At 64.6% G+C, this 19,134-nt stretch carries 22 protein-coding genes; 11 read left to right on the top strand and 11 right to left on the bottom strand.

Annotated features, from left to right (window positions below):
• Positions 1-48 precede the first annotated feature (48 nt).
• The 4 genes from ACLV8F_RS23090 to coaBC all read right to left on the bottom strand — a co-directional run bounded on the left by ACLV8F_RS23090 (position 49) and on the right by coaBC (position 2,948).
• Positions 49-603, bottom strand: a complete 555-nt coding sequence (locus ACLV8F_RS23090; RefSeq protein ID WP_411886536.1) for a glycine zipper 2TM domain-containing protein — start codon at positions 601-603, stop codon at positions 49-51.
• Positions 604-783: 180 nt separating this feature from the next.
• Positions 784-1,230, bottom strand: a complete 447-nt coding sequence (gene dut, locus ACLV8F_RS23095) for a dUTP diphosphatase (protein ID WP_411886537.1) — start codon at positions 1,228-1,230, stop codon at positions 784-786.
• Between the two features lie 3 nt (positions 1,231-1,233).
• The gene (locus ACLV8F_RS23100) at positions 1,234-1,662 is read right to left on the bottom strand and encodes a hypothetical protein (protein WP_411886538.1); all 429 of its coding nucleotides are present in this window, start codon (positions 1,660-1,662) and stop codon (positions 1,234-1,236) included.
• Positions 1,659-2,948 (bottom strand): bifunctional phosphopantothenoylcysteine decarboxylase/phosphopantothenate--cysteine ligase CoaBC, encoded by a 1,290-nt coding sequence (gene coaBC, locus ACLV8F_RS23105; RefSeq protein ID WP_411886539.1) that lies wholly within the window; start codon positions 2,946-2,948, stop codon positions 1,659-1,661. The genes ACLV8F_RS23100 and coaBC overlap by 4 nt, the downstream gene beginning before the upstream one ends.
• A 274-nt stretch (positions 2,949-3,222) precedes the next feature.
• Here coaBC and ACLV8F_RS23110 point away from each other — a divergent pair, with 274 nt between their 5' ends.
• From ACLV8F_RS23110 to ACLV8F_RS23135, 6 genes are all read left to right on the top strand, one after another.
• The gene (locus ACLV8F_RS23110; protein WP_411886540.1) at positions 3,223-4,914 is read left to right on the top strand and encodes a CTP synthase; all 1,692 of its coding nucleotides are present in this window, start codon (positions 3,223-3,225) and stop codon (positions 4,912-4,914) included.
• 2 nt (positions 4,915-4,916) lie between these two features.
• Complete coding sequence (gene kdsA, locus ACLV8F_RS23115) at positions 4,917-5,774, top strand: 3-deoxy-8-phosphooctulonate synthase (protein ID WP_411886541.1); 858 nt, start codon at positions 4,917-4,919, stop codon at positions 5,772-5,774.
• A 112-nt stretch (positions 5,775-5,886) separates the two neighbouring features.
• A complete protein-coding gene (locus ACLV8F_RS23120) occupies positions 5,887-6,177 on the top strand; it encodes a DUF1330 domain-containing protein (RefSeq protein ID WP_411886542.1) in 291 nt (96 codons plus the stop codon).
• A gap of 70 nt (positions 6,178-6,247) precedes the next feature.
• Positions 6,248-7,531, top strand: coding sequence for a phosphopyruvate hydratase (gene eno / locus ACLV8F_RS23125; protein ID WP_411886543.1), 1,284 nt, complete (start codon positions 6,248-6,250; stop codon positions 7,529-7,531).
• Positions 7,532-7,545: 14 nt separating this feature from the next.
• Positions 7,546-7,821 (top strand): septum formation initiator family protein, encoded by a 276-nt coding sequence (locus ACLV8F_RS23130; RefSeq protein WP_411881211.1) that lies wholly within the window; start codon positions 7,546-7,548, stop codon positions 7,819-7,821.
• A 36-nt stretch (positions 7,822-7,857) separates the two neighbouring features.
• Positions 7,858-8,313 carry a hypothetical protein gene (locus ACLV8F_RS23135; protein WP_411886544.1) on the top strand — a complete coding sequence of 152 codons (456 nt, stop codon included), beginning with the start codon at positions 7,858-7,860 and terminating at the stop codon, positions 8,311-8,313.
• A 3-nt stretch (positions 8,314-8,316) separates the two neighbouring features.
• On the opposite strand, the gene ACLV8F_RS23140 is transcribed toward ACLV8F_RS23135, so the two are convergent.
• Both ACLV8F_RS23140 and ACLV8F_RS23145 read right to left on the bottom strand, forming a co-directional pair.
• Positions 8,317-9,285: an Hsp33 family molecular chaperone HslO gene (locus ACLV8F_RS23140; RefSeq protein WP_411886545.1), complete on the bottom strand. Its 969-nt coding sequence runs from the start codon at positions 9,283-9,285 to the stop codon at positions 8,317-8,319.
• A 48-nt stretch (positions 9,286-9,333) separates the two neighbouring features.
• On the bottom strand, positions 9,334-9,858 hold the full coding sequence (locus tag ACLV8F_RS23145; RefSeq protein ID WP_411886546.1) for a gamma carbonic anhydrase family protein: 525 nt from the start codon (positions 9,856-9,858) through the stop codon (positions 9,334-9,336).
• 111 nt (positions 9,859-9,969) lie between these two features.
• Between ACLV8F_RS23145 and ACLV8F_RS23150 the strand changes: the two genes are divergently transcribed.
• On the top strand, positions 9,970-10,782 hold the full coding sequence (locus tag ACLV8F_RS23150; RefSeq protein ID WP_411886547.1) for a ferritin-like domain-containing protein: 813 nt from the start codon (positions 9,970-9,972) through the stop codon (positions 10,780-10,782).
• A 106-nt stretch (positions 10,783-10,888) separates the two neighbouring features.
• A complete protein-coding gene (locus ACLV8F_RS23155) occupies positions 10,889-12,172 on the top strand; it encodes a class I SAM-dependent methyltransferase (protein WP_411886548.1) in 1,284 nt (427 codons plus the stop codon).
• A gap of 18 nt (positions 12,173-12,190) precedes the next feature.
• Here the strand turns inward: ACLV8F_RS23155 and ACLV8F_RS23160 are convergent, their stop codons facing one another.
• The 3 genes from ACLV8F_RS23160 to ACLV8F_RS23170 form a co-directional block, all read right to left on the bottom strand.
• Positions 12,191-13,174: a Bug family tripartite tricarboxylate transporter substrate binding protein gene (locus ACLV8F_RS23160; protein WP_411886549.1), complete on the bottom strand. Its 984-nt coding sequence runs from the start codon at positions 13,172-13,174 to the stop codon at positions 12,191-12,193.
• A 38-nt stretch (positions 13,175-13,212) separates the two neighbouring features.
• A complete protein-coding gene (gene xerD / locus ACLV8F_RS23165; protein ID WP_411886550.1) occupies positions 13,213-14,115 on the bottom strand; it encodes a site-specific tyrosine recombinase XerD in 903 nt (300 codons plus the stop codon).
• A gap of 75 nt (positions 14,116-14,190) precedes the next feature.
• On the bottom strand, positions 14,191-15,171 hold the full coding sequence (locus tag ACLV8F_RS23170; protein ID WP_411886551.1) for a tripartite tricarboxylate transporter substrate binding protein BugE: 981 nt from the start codon (positions 15,169-15,171) through the stop codon (positions 14,191-14,193).
• 113 nt (positions 15,172-15,284) lie between these two features.
• On the opposite strand from ACLV8F_RS23170, the gene ACLV8F_RS23175 reads away from it, so the two are divergent.
• The 3 genes from ACLV8F_RS23175 (at position 15,285) to ACLV8F_RS23185 (ending at position 17,653) form a co-directional block, all read left to right on the top strand.
• Positions 15,285-16,190: an AEC family transporter gene (locus tag ACLV8F_RS23175; protein ID WP_411886552.1), complete on the top strand. Its 906-nt coding sequence runs from the start codon at positions 15,285-15,287 to the stop codon at positions 16,188-16,190.
• A gap of 113 nt (positions 16,191-16,303) precedes the next feature.
• Positions 16,304-16,864 (top strand): hypothetical protein, encoded by a 561-nt coding sequence (locus tag ACLV8F_RS23180; RefSeq protein ID WP_411886553.1) that lies wholly within the window; start codon positions 16,304-16,306, stop codon positions 16,862-16,864.
• A 54-nt stretch (positions 16,865-16,918) separates the two neighbouring features.
• The gene (locus ACLV8F_RS23185; RefSeq protein ID WP_411886554.1) at positions 16,919-17,653 is read left to right on the top strand and encodes a DnaJ domain-containing protein; all 735 of its coding nucleotides are present in this window, start codon (positions 16,919-16,921) and stop codon (positions 17,651-17,653) included.
• Between the two features lie 27 nt (positions 17,654-17,680).
• On the opposite strand, the gene ACLV8F_RS23190 is transcribed toward ACLV8F_RS23185, so the two are convergent.
• Positions 17,681-18,034: a hypothetical protein gene (locus ACLV8F_RS23190; protein WP_411886555.1), complete on the bottom strand. Its 354-nt coding sequence runs from the start codon at positions 18,032-18,034 to the stop codon at positions 17,681-17,683.
• Between the two features lie 36 nt (positions 18,035-18,070).
• The gene (queG, locus tag ACLV8F_RS23195; protein WP_411886563.1) at positions 18,071-19,123 is read right to left on the bottom strand and encodes a tRNA epoxyqueuosine(34) reductase QueG; all 1,053 of its coding nucleotides are present in this window, start codon (positions 19,121-19,123) and stop codon (positions 18,071-18,073) included.
• Positions 19,124-19,134: the final 11 nt, after the last annotated feature.

Raw genomic sequence — 19,134 nt, forward strand, 5'->3', positions numbered from 1 at the left:
GGAGCCGGTGGTACCGGCGCCGCCCCTTGCCTTTTCAGGCTTCCCTGCTTACATGCGGTACAGCAGGCCGTTCTCTATCCTCACGCGGTCGCCAATGCGCAGGTCGCCCGTGGACGGCACGTCATAAGCACGACCGGTGCCATTGTCGAGCGTCACAGACACACGATAGGTTTCACGAACCGCGCCGGTATTGCGGCTTTTCTCAATGGCATTGCCTGCGACAGCACCGCCGACGGCGCCTGCGACAGTGGCAACATCTTTACCGGTTCCGCCACCGATCTGGTGACCCACCACAGCACCGGCCACACCGCCAAGGATGGCGCCTATGCCCGAGCCCTTGGCTTGTTCCTGCGTGCGGAACACTTCCACGTTGCTGACGCGGCCATATTCAATGTAGCGGTTCTGACCCTGCTGGTTGGCGGGGTAGGTGCCAGCCGGATAGGTCTGGTTAGGGTAGCTGGCGGTGTTCGGATAGGTGGTGTTCGGATAGGCCGCGGGATAGTTCGCGTCGGATGTGGTCTGGCTCATGGGCGCGCAGGCTGCCAGGCCGGCAAGCACCAACACCACGGAAGCCGATGAAATAAAGCGGGATGTGTTTCGCATGAGTTTCTCCTGTTAATAAGTTCATGAGATTCCGGCTTTGGATGCACGGCGACTCTCATGGCTTATTAAGGACACGCCACAACAGAATCCCGGTGAGGATTGGGCCTGTGGCAACGTGGGAGCCCTGTTGCAGGGCTTGTAGGAAAAACCCCCACGCCTGCCGCGAGGCGGCAGGAAAACTCAGGCCTTGCCGGTGGAACCGTAGCCGCCCTCCCCGCGCTCACTGGCGGGGAACTCTGCAACCACATTGAACTGCGCCTGCACCACCGGCACGATCATCAGCTGCGCGATGCGCTCCATGGGCTCAATGGTGAAAGGCACATCGCTGCGGTTCCAGGCGCTGACCATCAACTGCCCCTGGTAGTCGCTGTCGATCAGGCCGACCAGGTTGCCCAGCACGATGCCGTGCTTGTGGCCCAGGCCGGAGCGCGGCAGGATAAGCGCGGCATAGCCGGGGTTGTGCAGGTAGATGGCGATGCCGGTCGGCACCAGTTGCCAGGCATTGGCGGCCAGTGTCAGGGGCGCCTCCAGGCAGGCGCGCAGGTCCAGGCCGGCGCTGCCGGGCGTGGCATAGGCGGGAAGATTACCCTGAAGGCGTGGGTCGAGGATCTTGACGTCGATGAGCATGAATTATTTTTTCTTCGGTAGTTGATTTTTTTGCGCCTCTTCCGCCGCCTGCCTGGCCAGTTCGCGCAAGCGCTGGACCAGCGCGCCCGAGGAGTCGCGGTTGGCCTTGAAGACCACCCACGCCCCGTAAGCCACCAGCGCGGGAATAAACAGGAAGCCGGCGCCAGGCACAACCCTGGACAGCGCCTGGGTGGCGATCCATAAAGCCACCACCCATTTGACGTGCGTGAGGAAGGACACCCCGGTCAAAGGCGCCAGCGCCGCCTTCACCGAAGGCGTGCCCGAACTGACTGAAAACCCGGGGTTGGCGGAAACACCCGCCTGGGGTTTGAGCAAATCCTCACGCGCGCCCGCCGCCGCATTGGCGCCCGTCAGGCGCTCCACGTAGCTGGCGAAATCGCCGTCGGGCGGTGTGTCCGAGGGGTGATTCATGGTGCTGCCTTTTTGTAAGAGCTTCCCGCCGCCATCCGGGCCGCGATCTCCCGCACCAGCCGCCGCGCCAGCGAGAGCTTGGACGCCCGCGGCAACGCGGTGCTGCCCTGCGCATCCACCAGCAGCAGCGCATTGTGGTCCTGGCCGAAGGTGTCGGGGCCGATGTTGCCGACCAGCAGCGGCACTTGTTTGCGCAGGCGCTTGGCTTCGGCGTTTTCCGCCAGGTCCTGGCTTTCCGCCGCGAAACCCACGCAGAAAAGCCGCCCGGCCTGCGCCGCGGCCGACTGGGCCACGGTGGCCAGGATGTCCGGGTTTTCAGTAAACGCCAGCTGCGGCGCCTGGCCGGAGCCGTCTTTCTTGATTTTCTGGGCCGAAGGCGCGGCCGGCCGCCAGTCGGCGACCGCCGCCGTGGCGATGAAGACGCTGGCGGCCTGCGCACGCATAACAACGGCTTCCAGCATCTGCTGCGCCGATTTCACGTCGATGCGCGTCACGCCGCGCGGCGTGGGCTGGCTCACGGGGCCGGCAACCAGCGTGACCTCGGCGCCCGCCTCGCGCGCCGCGCGCGCAATCGCAAAGCCCATCTTGCCGCTGGACAGGTTGGTGATGCCGCGTACCGGGTCTATGGCTTCATAGGTGGGGCCGGCCGTCACCAGCACGCGCTGGCCGGCCAGCGCCTTGGGCGCAAAGAAGGCGACCAGGTCTTCGAGAATCTGCTCAGGCTCCAGCATGCGCCCGTCGCCGGTCTCGCCGCAGGCCTGGAAACCGCTGCCCACGCCCAGCACGGTCGCGCCGTCCGCGTCCAGTTGCACAAAGTTGCGCTGCGTGGCCGGGTGCGCGTACATCTCGCGGTTCATGGCCGGCGCCACCAGCAGCGGCACCTTGTCGATGGGGCGGGCCAGGCACATCAGGCTGAGCAGGTCGTCGGCGCGCCCGTGCAGCAGCTTGGCCATGAAGTCGGCGCTCATGGGCGCGATCAGGATGGCATCCGATTCGCGCGACAAATTGATGTGCGCCATGTTGTTGTCTTCGCGGCTGTCCCACTGGCTGGTGTAGACCGGCCGGCCGCTCAGGGCCTGCAAAGTGACGGCCGTGATGAACTGCTCGGCGGCCTCGGTCATGACCACCTGCACCGTGGCGCCCGCCTTGATCAGGGCCCGGCACAGCTCGGCCGCCTTGTAACAGGCGATCCCGCCCGACAGGCCCAGCACGATGTGTTTGCCGGCCAGGTCCAGGGCCTCGTCGCCGTCCACGCCGTTTCCCAAAGGGGTCACTTGATTTGTCATGTTCCGCAATGTATCAGCTGGAAGGGCCCCCACGCTTTTCGCTTCGCGTAATGCGCTGCCCCCCCGAGGGGGCGCTGCGCCTGCGGCCCGGCAAAGCCGGTTCCGCGGCCCCGGCTTGCTTGTAAATGGTCAACACCGCTCAGGCAGCGAGCCGGAATGTAAGCCCCCCGAACAGCCTGCGCCGAAATTCAGTAGCCCCTGCAAGGGGTATCGCGGCAAGCAACCCGTATAATCTCCGTTTACCACCTCTACGAACTTGCGGTTCGTACCTGACATGACCAAATTTGTCTTCGTCACCGGCGGTGTGGTGTCTTCCCTGGGCAAGGGAATCGCCTCAGCCTCCTTAGCTGCGATCCTGGAATCGCGAGGCCTCAAAGTCACTTTAATCAAGCTGGATCCCTACCTGAACGTGGATCCGGGCACGATGTCGCCCTTCCAGCACGGCGAGGTTTTTGTGACCGACGACGGCGCCGAAACCGACCTGGACCTGGGCCACTATGAGCGTTTCATCGAAACGCGCATGCGCAAGGCCAACAACTTCACCACCGGCCAGATCTACAAAAGCGTCCTCGAAAAGGAACGCCGCGGCGACTACCTCGGCAAAACCGTGCAGGTCATCCCGCACGTCACCAATGAAATCCAGGAATTCGTCAAACGCGGCGCGGGTTATGAAACCCCCGACGCGGTCGACGTCGCCATTGTCGAAATCGGCGGCACCGTCGGCGACATCGAGTCGCTGCCCTTCCTGGAAGCCGTGCGCCAGATGAGCCTGCGCCTGGGCGCCAACAACACCGCCTTCGTGCACCTGAGCTATGTCCCCTGGATCGCCGCCGCCGGCGAACTCAAGACCAAGCCGACCCAGCACACCGCCAAGCAGCTGCGCGAGATCGGCATCCAGGCCGACGTGCTGCTGTGCCGCGCCGACCGCCGCATCCCCAACGAAGAGCGCGAAAAGATTTCGCTGTTCTCCAACGTTCCCGAGTGGGGTGTGATCTCCATGTGGGACGTCGACACGATTTACAAGGTCCCGCGCATGCTGCACGAGCAGGGCCTGGACGGCCTGATCTGCGACAAGCTGCGCCTGAACACACCGCCGGCCAACCTCAAACGCTGGGACGACCTGGTCTATGAGACCGAGCATCCGCAGACCGAAGTCCACATCGCCATGGTCGGCAAGTACGTGGATCTCTCCGACAGCTACAAGTCGCTCAACGAAGCCCTGCGCCACGCCGGCATGAAAAACCACGCCAAGGTGGTGATCGAGTACGTCGATTCCGAAACCATCACGGCCGACAACGCTTCACGGCTGGCGCGCTTTGACGGCATCCTGGTGCCCGGCGGCTTCGGCGTGCGCGGCGTCGAGGGCAAGATCTGCGCGGCCCGCTTCGCCCGTGAAAACAAGATGCCCTACCTCGGCATCTGCCTGGGCATGCAGGTTGCCACCATCGAGTTCGCGCGTCACGTCGCGGGCCTGAAGGATGCCAACAGCACCGAGTTCGACCCCGCCACGCCGCACCCCGTGATTGCGCTGATCACCGAGTGGAAAGACGCCGACGGCACCATCAAGACGCGGGACGCCAAGTCCGACCTGGGCGGCACCATGCGCCTGGGAGCGCAAAGCTCGGACGTCGCTCCCGGCACGCTGGCCCACAAGATCTACGGCGACGTCGTGACCGAGCGCCACCGCCACCGCTATGAGGCCAACGTCAACTACCTTGACGCCCTGCGCACCGCGGGGCTGGTCATCTCCGCGCTGACGCAGCGCGAGCAGCTCACCGAAATCGTCGAGCTGCCGCAAGACGTCCACCCGTGGTTTGTCGGCGTGCAGTTCCACCCCGAATTCAAGTCCACGCCCTGGGCCGGCCACCCGCTGTTCAATGCCTATATCGCGGCCGTGCTTGAGCACCGCGCCACGTTGGGACAAAACGGCAAACCGGCCGCCAAGCCCCTGAAGGCAGTGGCCTGACCATGAAACTCTGCGGATTCGACATTGGCCTGGACCAACCATTTTTCCTGATCGCCGGCCCCTGCGTGGTGGAGTCCGAGCAGTTGCAGATGGACACCGCCGGCACGCTCAAGGAAATCACCGCCTCGCTGGGCATTCCCTTCATCTTCAAAAGCAGCTTCGACAAGGCCAATCGCACCAGCGAGACGGCCTTTCGCGGACTGGGCACGGAGAAAGGGCTGGAGATTCTGGCCAAGGTCAAAAAAGAAATTGGCGTGCCGGTGCTGACCGACATCCACTCCGAAGACCAGATCGCCCAGGTCGCCAAGGTCGTCGATGTGCTGCAAACACCGGCCTTGCTGTGCCGCCAGACCGACTTCATCCACGCCGTCGCGCTGTCGGGCCTGCCGGTCAATATCAAGAAGGGCCAGTTCATGGCCCCGGGCGACATGAAGAACGTCATCATCAAGGCGCGCGCGGCCGTCAAGGCGGCCGGTCTGCCGGAAGACAACTTCATGGCCTGCGAACGCGGCGCCAGCTTTGGGTACAACAACCTGGTCAGCGATATGCGCAGCCTGGCCATCATGCGCGAGACCAACGCGCCGGTCGTGTTTGACGCGACCCATTCAGTGCAACTGCCCGGCGGCCAAGGCACCAGCAGCGGCGGCGTACGCGAGATGGTGCCGGTGCTGGCGCGTGCCGCAGTGGCGGTCGGCGTCTCCGGCCTGTTCATGGAAACCCACCCGGACCCGGCCAATGCCTTGTGCGACGGCCCCAATGCCGTGCCGCTCAAGCACATGAAGGCGCTTCTGGAAACGCTGGTGGCGCTGGACCGAATTACCAAACGCAACGGCTTCCTTGAAAACGACTTCGCCGCCTGAACACGGGCAAGCCCCGCAAGGGCGCGGGACTTCGCGCCCTGCCCTGCCGGCTCCACTGCGCCACTCGACCGAATCAAGATAACAAGCGTCCCAAACCCGTTTCGGAATCCACATGCCCAGCGCCTACATCATCGCCAACGTGACGGTTACGAACCCCGAACAATACGAACAGTACAAAAAACTGTCTAGCATTGCGATGCAGGCGCACGGCGCCGAGGTCTGCGTGCGCGGCGGCAAGATCGAGGTGCTCGAAGGCGACTGGACGCCGGGCCGCATCGTGGTGCTGAAGTTCCCCAGCGTGGAGCAGGCCCGCGCCTTCAACGAGTCGGCCGAATACGAAGCGGCCCGCCAGTCGCGCCAGGGCATCGCCGTGATGCGCATGGTGCTGGTCGAAGGCGTGTAAACGTTTTTGTTTTTCAGTTTTGGTTTTGGTTTTGGTTTCAGTTTTTATTTCCTGATTTGAAAGAGCCCCAATGAGCGCAATTGTTGATATCGTCGGCCGCGAAATTCTCGACAGCCGTGGCAACCCTACCGTTGAATGCGACGTGCTGCTGGAATCCGGCGTCATGGGCCGCGCGGCTGTGCCCTCGGGCGCCTCCACCGGTTCGCGCGAGGCCATCGAGCTGCGCGACGGCGACAAGTCGCGTTACCTCGGCAAGGGCGTGCTCAAGGCCGTCGAGCACATCAACACCGAAATCTCCGAGGCCGTGCTGGGCCTGGACGCCAGCGAGCAAGCCTTCCTGGACCGCACGCTGATCGACCTGGACGGCACCGACAACAAATCGCGCCTGGGCGCCAACGCGACGCTGGCCGTCAGCATGGCCGTGGCCCGCGCCGCGGCTGAAGAAGCCGGCCTGCCCCTGTACCGCTACTTCGGCGGCAGCGGCGCCATGCAGATGCCCGTGCCCATGATGAACGTGGTCAACGGCGGCGCGCACGCCAACAACAACCTGGACCTGCAGGAACTGATGATCATCCCGGTGGGCGCACCGAGTTTTCGCGAAGCCGTGCGTTACGGCGCCGAAGTCTTCCATGCGCTCAAGAAAATCCTGCACGACAAGGGCATGAGCGTGGCCGTGGGCGACGAAGGCGGCTTTGCCCCCAACGTAGCCAACCACGAAGCGGCCATCCAGATGATCCTGGAAGCCATCGATGCGGCCGGTTATGTCGCCGGCGAGCAGATCGCCCTGGGCCTCGATTGCGCGGCCTCGGAGTTCTACAAGGACGGCAAATACGTCCTGGGCGCCGAAGGCCTGAGCCTGGACGCCACCGAATGGACCAACATCCTGGCAACCTGGGTCGACAAATACCCCATCATCAGCATTGAAGACGGCATGGCCGAAGGCGACTGGGACGGCTGGAAAATCCTCACCGAACGTCTCGGCAAAAAAGTGCAGCTGGTCGGCGACGACCTGTTCGTCACCAACACCAAGATCCTCAAGGAAGGCATCGACAAGCAGATCGCCAATTCCATCCTGATCAAGATCAACCAGATCGGCACCCTGACGGAAACCTTCGCCGCCATCGAGATGGCCAAGCGCGCCGGCTACACCGCCGTGATTTCGCACCGCTCGGGTGAAACCGAAGACACCACGATCGCCGACATCGCCGTGGGCACCAACGCCGGCCAGATCAAGACGGGCTCGCTCTCGCGCTCGGACCGCATGGCCAAGTACAACCAGCTGCTGCGCATCGAAGAAGACCTGGGTGACGTTGCGTCCTACCCGGGCCGCGCGGCCTTCTACAACCTCCGCTAAGCACCGCGCCTCACGTGGGAAAACGACTTGTCCCTGCCGTCCTGGTTGCGTTGCTGGTGATCTTCCATGCGCAACTCTGGATAGGCCGGGGCAGCATTCCCAGCGTGCGCGAAATGCAGCACCGGCTGACGGAGCAACTCGCCAAAAACGCCCAGGCGCAGGTCGCCAACGACCAGCTCACGGCGGAAGTCCGGGACTTGAAGGAAGGCCTGGAAATGGTCGAAGAAAAGGCCCGCAGCGAGCTGGGCATGGTCAAGCCCAACGAAATCTTCGTTCAGGTCACCAAGTAGGCCCGGCCCGTTCGCGGCCTGGCTGATTCACTCATCGTGCTCAAGATCGCCGTCGCCGGCGCCCCCTCCACCGGGAAACACCTGCTGGTGTCCGCCCTGGACCACGCCCTCAAGGACGCGGGCCGCAACGCTAGCGTGGCTGTGGCAAACGCCTGCGCCATTTCAGGCAACCGGGCCGGCTACGGCCTAGTGCTGCTGTGCGGGCTGGAATCCATGGAGCCAAGCCAGCATGCCGCCGACCAGTCCATCCGCTCGGCCCTGGCCGCCGCCGGCATGGCTTACTGCGTCTTGTATGGAGGCGCCCCGCAGCGCCTTGGCCAGGCGCTGGCTGCCGTGGAACGCCTGCAGCCGGGATTGCCCCTGCGGGAGGAGCAGCCGGCCAGCAGAAGCAGGCCCTGGGTGTGGGTCTGCGACAAATGCAGCGACCCGGTCTGCGAACACCGCCTGCTCAGCGACCTGCTGGCGCAACGCGGCAGCCCCGCCCTGCCCTGATCCCTATTGAACCGTGGAGGTAGGCGGCTGCTGGTTGGTCTGGCTGGTGAAAAGCTGCGCCGCATCCACCGGGTCGAAGTCGTACTGCGCGCCGCAAAACTCGCAGCCCACGCCCACCTTGCCGCGCTCGGCAATGATGCTTTCGATCTCGTCGGTGCCGAGGCTGCGCAGCATGCTGCCCACGCGCTCGCGCGAGCAGCTGCAGGCAAAGGTCGGCGTCGCCGGCTCAAAGCGCGTGACCTGCTCTTCCCAGAACAGGCGCCGCAAAATGGTGTCGGCATCCAGGCCCAGCAGCTCTTCCCGCTTGAGGGTACCGGCCAGCATGGCGATGCGTTTGTAGTCCTCGTTCACGCCGATCTGGTCTTCGTTCGCGTCGCGGTCCATCTGGCCTTCGAGGTTGCCCTGTCCCTTGACCGGCAGGCGCTGGATCAACAGGCCCGCGGCAACGTTGCCGTCGGCCGCCAGGATCAGTTTGGTGTCCAGCTGCTCGCTTTGCAGCATGTAGTGCTCCAGCACTTCCGCGAGGTTTTCGATTTTCTCGCGCTGGTCGCCGAACAGCGGCACCACGCCCTGGTAGGCCTGCTGCCCCGGCAGCTTGTCTTTCGGGTCCAGGGTGATCGCGCAGCGCCCCTGGTTGTGCACGTTGACCAACTGGCTCAGCGTGCTGCCCGGGTCGACCGTGCCGGTCACCGTGGCGGTGGCGCGCAGGGTCAGGTCGGGCTGCACCTCGGCCACGGCCAGCTTGACCGGGCCGTCACCGAAGATCTGCAAAATCAACGCGCCGTTGAACTTGATGTTGCTCTGCATCAAGGCGCCGGCCGCCGTCATTTCCCCCAGCAACTCCATGACTTCCGCAGGATAGCCGCCTGCGGCCTGCCGGCGTTTGAGGATTTCCTGCCAGGAGCCGGTCAGGCGCACGAGCATGCCGCGTACCGGCAAACCGTCGAAAATAAATTTATGGAGTTCAGACATAGCGGGAAAGGGTAAAGGTAACGGGCCAATAAAAAAAGAAGGTCGGCCTCAGCCCACCTTCTTGAGCCCGGTCTTGTAACGCCGGGCATTGTCTACATAGTGCTTCGCGCTCATTTTTAAACCCTCTATCTGCTCGGGGGAGAGCTGCCTGACCGCTTTGGCGGGGCTGCCGAGGATCATGGAGCCGTCCGGGAACTCCTTGCCTTCGGTGACCAGCGAGCCGGCGCCGACCAGGCAGTTCTTGCCGATTCTCGCGCCATTGAGCACCACCGCCTGGATGCCTATCAGCGAGCCCTCGCCTATGGTGCAGCCGTGCAGCATGACCTGGTGGCCGACCGTGACGTTGTCACCTATCGTGAGCGGCATGCCACTGTCGGCGTGCAGCACGCTGTTGTCCTGGATGTTGGTGCCGCGTCCCACGGAAATCGTATCGGTGTCGCCGCGTATCACCACGCCAAACCAGACACTGCTGTCCTCGGCCAGGTGCACATTGCCCATCACCTGGGCGTTGTCGGCCACCCAGGCGGATGCGTGAACGGTGGGGGTGAGATTGTCCAGCTGGTAGAGGGCCATGGATTTACGCTTTATTCGAGGGACAAAGGTCAGGGCAGGAAGGGCGGGCGCCAGGCGACCCGGATGCCCCGATTGTAAGGAGCCCCCCTGCATATCACCGACAATTCCCCCATGAGCACAGGACATCCCCCCACCGAACTGCGCCAGCTGGCGCTGCAGGCGCTGCTGGAGACCGATCCGGCGCAAAAAGTGCGCCTGGCGCAGCAGGCCATGGCCCAGGCCGGCACAGTCGCGATCGCCGCTGAACTTGAACTCCGGGCCCCCGCCGGCCTGCCCGGCTGCCCCGAACGGCCCGAGCTGCGCTCCCACCTGGACGTCCCCAAGCGCTCCCCCTTCACGCCGGAAGGCCTGGCCGCCCTGCTCCACGCCGTGACACATATCGAGTTCAACGCCATCAACCTGGCCCTGGACGCGGTCTGGCGTTTCCCCGGCATGCCGCGCGCCTATTACCTGGACTGGCTCAAGGTCGCCGCCGAGGAGGCCCACCACTTCAGCCTGCTACGCGCCCAGCTGCAGGCCATGGGCTGGGACTACGGCGACTTCCCGGCCCACACCGGGCTCTGGGACATGACCCGCAAGACCGAAGGCGACCTGCTGGCGCGCATGGCCCTGGTGCCACGCACCCTGGAAGCCCGCGGCCTGGACGCCACCCCGCCCATGCAGGCCAAGCTGCGCAAGGTCGGCACGCCTGATGCGCTGCGCGCCGTGGACATCCTGGACATCATCCTGGCCGACGAAATCGGCCACGTCGCCATCGGCAACCACTGGTACCGGGAGTTGTGCGCCCAGCGCGGCCTGGAGCCGGTCGCGACCTACGCGCTGCTGGCCCGCCAGTACGAAGCGCCCCGGCTCAAGGGGCCGCTGAACCTGGACGCCCGCCGACTGGCGGGGTTTGACGAGGCTGAGTTAGCGCTTTTGGCCTAAGCACCCGCTTCACCGCCTGAAAATGCGGCAAAGTCCTACAGACGCGATCACGGCAAGGATTTTGGATCAGCGCTAGACTGCAAAACTCTTGAAATAGGAGTTGCGCATGATCCGGCACCTGGTTCCAGACATCCCATCGCAAATGCCGGGTTTGCCGGCGGACATCGCCCTGCAGCTGCCGCAAGGCCAGCGTCTGGGCTCGGCCAACGCCCCCGTCAAGCTCGCGTTTTCCCACTGGTCCAGCATTGCGCGCCTCAAGGCCGGCCAGATTGGCGCGCTGGCCGAAGACTACGTTGAAGGCAAGCTCCAGCTCGAGGGCGCCATGCGCGACGTGATGCGCGTGGTGACCAAGCTGCTGCCCGGCAACCCGGTGCAAAGCGACACCGGCTGGTGGTCCAGCCTGCTGCACCACGCCAAGTCCCTCGCCGCCCATACCCATGCCCGCGACGCGGCGCAAATCCAGTTCCACTACGACGTCTCCGACGCCTTCTACGCGCTGTGGCTGGACCCGCGGCGCGTGTATTCCTGCGCCTACTACCGCGATGAGGCCATGTCGCTGGCCCAAGCCCAGGAAGCCAAGCTCGACCACATCTGCCGCAAGCTCATGCTCAAGCCCGGCGAACGTTTCCTGGACATAGGCGCCGGCTGGGGCGGGCTGCTGATGTGGGCGGCCGAGCATTACGGCGTCGATGCCACCGGCATCACCCTGTCGAAAAACCAGCACGCGCACGTGCAGCGGCTGATCGACGAAAAAGGCCTGGGCGGCCGCGTGCGCATGGAGCTGCGCGACTACCGCGACATGCCGGAAGACCAGCCCTTCGACAAGATTTCCTCCGTCGGCATGTTCGAGCACGTGGGCCACGCGAAGATGACCGGCTACTTCCAGAAAATCATGCGCCTGCTGGCCCCCGGCGGGCTGGTCATGAACCACGGCATCACGGCCGGCGGCCTGGAAAACCGCCAGCTCGGCGCCGGCATGGGCGATTTCATCGAAAAATACATCTTCCCGGGCGGTGAGCTGCTGCACGTCAGCGCCGTGCTGGAACACATGTCGCGCGCCGGGCTGGAAATGGTCGATACCGAAAACCTGCGGCCCCACTACGCGCGCACGCTGTGGAACTGGTCGGATTCTCTGGAGGCCAGGCTGGACGAGGCGCGCCAGGTGCTGGCCGCGGACGGCGGCGCCGAGCGCGCCGAAAAAACCCTGCGCGCCTACCGGCTGTATCTCGCCGGCAGCGCCATGAGCTTCGAGCAGGGCTGGATCTCGCTGCACCAGATGCTGGCCGCAAAGCCATCGGGCGACGTGCACAACACCGCCGTGGCCGGCGCCCAGTCCAGCTATCCCTTCAACAGAACATATATGTACGGCGAAGGCGGCAACGCACCCTGAACGCGCCGCGGCCGTGCATCACTCGGCCTTGATGTTCGCGGCTTTGATGATGCGGGCGTTGTTGGCTGACTCGGCCGCGATCTGGCGGGCGAAATCGGCTGCGCTGCCGCCTGTCGGAACGTTGTCCGCATCCAGCAGCTTCTTGCGCAGGTCCGGCGCGCGCAAGGCCTGGTTGATCTCGGTGTTGAGCCGCAGCAGCACGTCCGCCGGTATTCTGGCCGGCGCGAACACGCCGAACAGCGAGTTCAGGTTGGCGGGCGCCAGCCCCAGTTCGGCAAAAGTCGGCACCTGCGGCAAGGCCTCCACCCGTGCCGGCGCCCCGACCGCCAAAGGCCGCAACTTGCCTGACTGGATGTGCTGCATCACGGTGCCGCTGAGGTTGGTCGAGATCACTTCCACCTGCCCACCCAGTGCGTCGGTGAGCTGCTGCCCGCCGCCCTTGTAGGGAATATGGGTGAACTCGACCTTCGCCCCGTGGCGTACCTGTTCCAGCACGATGTGCCCCACCGTGGCCAGGCCCGAGGTCGACCAGCGCAGGCTGCCCGGTTTGGCTTTGGCCGCGGCCAGCAAGTCCTTGAAGTCCTTGCCCGCAAAGGCCGGCGTGGCCAGCAGCACGACGGGCGAATACATCACGCTGGCCACCGGGGCGATGTCCCGGGCCGGGTCGTAGGCTTGCTTGCCCAGGTGCGGGTTCAGCGCCAGCGGGCTGATGGACGAAAAACCCAGGGTGTAGCCGTCGGGCGCCGCTTTGGCGACCGCATCCATGCCTATGCTGCCGCCCGCGCCGCCGCGGTTGTCCACCACCACCGGCGTGCCCAGCTGGGTGGACAGCTTGTCGGCCAGCGCGCGCGCCACGCTGTCGCTGATACCGCCTGGCGGATAGGCCACCACGATGCGCAGCGGGCGGGCCGGCCATGGGGCGGGCTGGGCCTGGGCCGCGGCTACAGGCAGTAAAAACGTAAGCAGCATGGCCGCGCTGCGCAGGCGAATCGATCTCAACATGAAGATTTTCCGCGGATGAAGTGTGAACACGATTTTGCCTATCCCCTGGGATGATGTTGCGCATGCAGCGCTTTCAGCCGCTCGCGCGCCACGTGGGTGTAAATCGTCGTGGTGGAGATGTCGGCATGGCCCAGCAGCATCTGCACCGCGCGCAGGTCGGCGCCGTGGTTCAGCAGGTGTGTGGCGAAGGCATGGCGCAGCGTGTGGGGCGACAGCGGCGAATGGATGCCGGCTATCCGCGCATATTTCTTGACCAGCATCCAGAACATCACGCGGCTCATGCCCTTGCCGTGGCCGGTGACGAAGAGGTCGTCGGTCTGTTGCCCGCCCAGGATGGCCGGCCGCGCCTCGGCGAGGTAGCTCACGATCCACTCCCGCGCCACCTGGCCGAAAGGCACCAGTCGCTCCTTGCTGCCCTTGCCCATGACGCGCAGCACGCCTTCATTGAGGCTGAGGTGAAAGGTCTTCAGGCCCACCAGCTCGCTCACGCGCAGGCCGCTGGCGTAAAGCAGCTCCAGCATCGCGCGGTCGCGCAGGCCCAGCGGCGTGCCTTCGTCCGGTGCGGCCAGCAGCGATTCGACCTGGGCCTCGCTCAGCGTCTTGGGCACCCGCAGCGCCTGTTTGGCCGACTGCAGCTTGAGCGTCGGGTCCGCCTCTATCAGGCGCTCGCGCAGCGCCCAGCGGAAGTAGCGCTTGAACACCGTGAGCCGCCGGTTGGCCGAAGTCGCCTTGGTCGCGGCATGCCGGGCCGAAAAATAGCTGTTGAGGTCTATCTCGGCCGTCGCGTCAAGCGCGCGGCCGCCCTGCTCCGCCGCGCCCAGCCAGGCCGCGAACAATGACAGGTCGCGGCGGTAGGCCGCCAGCGTGTTTTTCGACAAACCGTCTTCCAGCCACAGGGCGTCTATGAAGGCGTCGATGCTGGACTGGCTGTGGGCTTGCATGGGCCAACCATAACAAAAAAGCCACCGCGCAATTACTCGCGCGGCGGCTTCATGAGGGACTACACCCGCCGGGGTTCACTCAAGCTTGAGCTTGGCGGTGTCCACCACTTTTTTGTAAACCTCATACTCAGCCTTGATCTGGGCTGAGAACTGTTCGGGCGTGTTGCCGATGATGATCGAGCCGGTGTCTTCGATGCGCTTGCGCACGGCCGGGTCTTCCAGCGACTTCTTCACGCCTGCGCTGACCTTGTCGACCACTTCCTTCGGCAGGCCCTTGGGGCCCAGGATGCCGTAGTAGGCCATGCGGTTCACCGGCTCCAGCCCGACTTCCTTGAAGGTCGGCACGTCCGGCAGCACGGCCAGGCGCTGCGGCGCGGCCACCACGATGGGGATCAGGCGCTTTTGCTGGATGAAAGGCAGGGCGGAAGGCAGGTTGTCGAAAATCATCGGGACCTGGCCGGCCACCGTGTCGTTCAGCGCAGGGCCCGCGCCGCGGTAGGGAATGTGGGTCACGAAAGTGCCCGACATGCTCTTGAAGAGTTCCATCTGCAGGTGGCCGATGCCGCCCGTGCCCGAGGACGAATAGGAATACTTGCCGGGGTTCTTCTTGAGCTCGGCGACGAACTCCTTGTAGTTGCGCGCCGGAAAGCTCGGGTGCACCGCGATGATGTTCGGCGTGGCCGCGATGTTGATGATGGGCGTGAAGTCCGTCAGCGTGTTGTACGGGATCTTGGGGTTGATGGCCGGGTTGGCCGCGGTGGTGGACACCGTGGCCACGCCCAGCGTATAGCCGTCGGGGGCGGTGCGCGCAATTTCCTGCGCGCCCACCACGCCGCCGCCGCCGGCCTTGTTCTCGACGACGACGCTCTGGCCCAGGGCCTTGCCCAGCGGCTCGGCGATCACGCGGGCGACGATGTCGGTGGTGCCGCCGGGCGCGAAAGGCACCTGCAGCTTGACCACTTTGTTGGGATAGCCCTGCGCCAATGCGGGGGCCGCGGTGGTGCCCAGCGCAAGCACGGACAGCACGGAGTAGGCAAAGAGATAACGACGTTGCATGTTCAGGTCCTTCCGGTAATAACAGCTGAAATGTTAATCGCAAGAACCGTTCCCGCCAGTTGTGGATTACGCATAAGGGCAAACCCGAAGGGATTGCGGTTATTCTCGGCGGGGTGAACTACGCGCAGCTTCTTTTCCCCGACTTTTCCCTCATCGTTTGCGGCTACCTGGTGTGCCGCTACACCGCCCTCAACCGCACGGTCTGGGAGAAGGTGGAGAGCCTGGTTTATTACTTTTTGTTTCCGGTTCTGCTGTTCCACTCCATCGTCAGAAGCCCGCTGGACCTGGGCGCCGCCTCCAGCCTCATAGGCGCGGGCCTGCTGATGGGCGTGGCCGGCATCGCCATGGCCTACAGCCTGCCCTACCTGCCCTGGCTGCGCCGCCACATCGATGCGCGCGAACACGCCGCCAGCGCGCAGGTGGCCTTTCGCTTCAACTCCTTCATCGCCCTGGCCATCGCCGACCGCCTGGCCGGCGCCCAGGGCCTGCAGCTGATCGCGGTGCTGATCGGCGTCTGCGTGCCGCTCTTCAATGTCGCCGCGGTCTGGCCCATGGCCAGGCACGCGCAGCGCGGCTTCATGGGCGAGTTGATACGCAACCCGCTGATCGTTGCCACCGCCACCGGCCTCATCGCCAACCTGCTGGGCTTCACCCTCCCGGTCTGGCTGGAACCCACCGTCACCCGCATAGGCGCCGCCTCCCTGGCCCTGGGCCTGATGTCGGCCGGCGCCGGCATGCAGTTCGCCCACCTGGCGCAGTCCAGGACGCTGACCGTGGCCGTGCTCTCCATTCGCCACCTGCTGCTGCCCATCGTGGCGCTGGGCCTGGCCAGGGCCTTCGGCCTGTCGCCGGTGCAGACCACGATACTGCTGGCGTTCTCCGCGCTGCCGACGGCCTCCAGCGCCTATGTGCTGGCCGCGCGCATGGGCTACAACGGCGGCTATGTGGCCGGGCTGGTGACGCTGTCGACCATGCTGGGAGTGGTCAGCCTGCCGTTTGCGCTGGCGGTGCTGCGCTAAGCATCCGTTTCCCCGCGCCTTTCCCCTCCTCGTTCGGGATGGAGTAGCCACTGGGTATACTGATGTAAAAATTTGTAGCCCACAGGGCTTGGCAGTGACGGGAGGGACCAGGGATGGAAATTCGTAGCTCAATTGCGGCCTTGATATGCACGATAGCCGTGTGTTCGGGCGCCAGCGGCCAGAACCTGTATAAATGCGGCGCCGCATTCCAGGACAAACCCTGCGACACGGAAGTCCAGAAAAAATACTCCTCCCTGACCGGTTCTTTCAGCAAGGAGCAGGTCAACCCCACGGCCGACGCGCAGTGCGCCGACAGAGGCGTGCGGGCCCTGCCCTTCATCCAGGCCCGAACCCGCCAGGAAACCCTGGAAAGCCTGCACGCCGGCATTGATGCCAAACCCATCGCAAGGCTGGAAAAAATCAAGGAGAAGGATTTGGCTTCCGCGGTTTTCGCCAAAAAGGGCAGCCCCGTGGAAATCCGCGCCGCCATCGAGACGGAGTGCATGGACAACAAACAGGCCACCAGGGGCCGCGCCCCGTCCGCATACGCCGCTTACCCCATCTACCCTGCTTACCCCGAAAGCAATGCACGGCAGATCGCCGCCGAGAGGCGCGCCGAGTCCGCCGCCGCAAGAGCGGCCGCCGCGGCCGAACGCGCGTCGCGCCGCTATTGAATCCAGCGTCCCCGGCGCCGGAAAAACAAGCACTCCAAATCAACAGGGAAGCCCATGAAATCAGCCTATCTAGTTCTGGGAGTGCCGGGAAACGCCACCCGCGAAGACATCGAGGGGGCTTTTGAAAAAGCCAGGGATTTTTACTCTCCCGCCAGGCTTGCGGAAGACCCGAAAGCGGTCGACAAATTCCTGGAAGTCAAAACCGCGCACCAGGTCCTGCGCGACGAAGAGTCCAGGGCCGCGCACGACCGAAAGCTGAGCAGTGCGAAGGCAAACACGGCGCCAGCCGCGCGCATCGACAGATCGCCTGGCGTGAAACCCGAGGCCTCATGGCCTGAGCGCATCTTGCCAATCCTGCTGGCAGTGGTCCTGGTGGTGTTCGCAACGGGCTATTACGTCAGTTCCAAGCGGGAAGCGGCCCGCAAGGCGCTGGCCGCCCAGGAACTTGAACTCAAAGCCCAGGCGGCCGAAGAAGAAAAGAAAGAAGCACTGCGCCTGGCCGCCGAGGAAGCAAGCCGGCAGCAGATCGCCAGGCGCGCGGAACAGCAGGAGCGCCAATTCCGCCAGGAAAGCGATCGGGCGATCAACAACGTGCGTTCTTTAGAAGCACAGCGCAGCTACCAGGAAATGCAGCGGGACAGCATCGAGCAGCGGGACGCTCAACGCAAGGAATCCGAGGCCAGGTCGCGCGAGCAAAACCTGGCCAGGGCGGCAGAGCAACGCCTGGCCAGGGACAAAGCCCGTATTCGCGAACTGTGCTACCAAAACTACCGGCGCTACGACTGCTGAGGAAACCTTCCTGGTGCGCCACACGCCTCAGGAAGCGTTTTTCTTCTCAATAAACTCGCCCATCCGGCTGATCAGGCGCCACCACTCCGACCCATCCTCGCGGTAGACCCGTATCGCCCCCGCCCGCACCAGGATCTTGCGCAACTCATCCTCTTCAAACCCGCCCAGGTGCATCTGCAGGGTTTCAAAGGAGCGGTCGGTATAGCCCTTGTGATTGAGGAAGTGGCGCGCCGTTTCCTCGGCCATGAACTCGGTCTTGTGCTGCTCGTGCGCCAGCGCGAGCTGGTGTTTGTGCAGTTGCCGGTTCAGGAAGAAGGTGATGCCGCCGCCTACGACCGCGCCGAACAGCGAAGCCAGCGCGCCTGAGATGGTGGGGTCCATACAGTTGTCCTTTCAAGCAATACAAACAGACAAAGCTTACTGGGCCAGGGCCCATTCAACGTGTTCCGTGACCAGTTCGCCATACCCCGCGGCGCGCCCCTGCAGGGCTTCACGCAGCGGCAGGCCTTGCGCCGTGTCCAGCACCCGCAGTGCATTGCCCATCGCCACCGCGATGTTGCGCAGCCAGCGTTCGTGGCCTATGCGCCGTATCGGGCTGCCTTCGGTGAAGCGCAAAAACGCCTCTTCGCTCCAGCCGAACAGCGTCACCAATTGCTGGCCCGTCAAACCCTGGCGCTCGTCGAAGTCGGGCAAGGCGCTGCGCTGGGCGAACTTGTTCCAGGGGCAGACCAGCTGGCAGTCGTCGCAGCCGTAGATGCGGTTAGCGATCAGCGGGCGCAGTTCCAGCGGGATGGGGCCGGCGTGCTCGATGGTGAGGTAAGAGATGCAACGCCTGGCATCGAGCTTGTGCGGCGCGATGATGGCCCGTGTAGGGCAAACGTCGATGCAGGCCTGGCAAGTGCCGCAGTGCGGCGCCACCGGCTCGCTGGGCGGCAAGGCAATGTCCACATAGATCTCGCCGAGGAAGAACATGGAGCCGGCTTCGCGGTTCAGCAGCAGCGTGTGCTTGCCGCGCCAGCCCTGGCCGCTGCGGGATGCGAGTTCGGCTTCCAGCACCGGGGCCGAGTCGGTGAAGGCGCGGTGGCCCAGTTGTTCAACGTGTTCCGAAATGCGTTCGCTGAGCTTTTGCAGCCGGCTGCGCAATATCTTGTGGTAATCGCGGCCGCGCGCATAGACCGACACAACGCCCTCGGCAGGCCGCTCCAGCCGGCTGAATTCCAGGGCCTGCCATTCGCCCGGCACGGTGGGGGTGGCGGCCGGCAGGTAGTTCATGCGGGCCGTGATGACGCTCACCGTGCCCGGGATCAATTCGGCCGGGCGGGCGCGCTTGAGGCCGTGCGCGGCCATGTATTGCATGTCACCATGAAAGCCTGCCGCCAGCCAGGCCGATAATCCGGGTTCGGCCGACGATAAGTCCACACCGGCAATGCCGATTTGCGAAAATCCAAGCTCGCGCGCCCAAGCCTGAATTTGAGAAACGA

Origin of the sequence: Polaromonas sp. YR568 (assembly GCF_943369675.1) — a bacterium.
Lineage (GTDB): Bacteria > Pseudomonadota > Gammaproteobacteria > Burkholderiales > Burkholderiaceae_C > Polaromonas.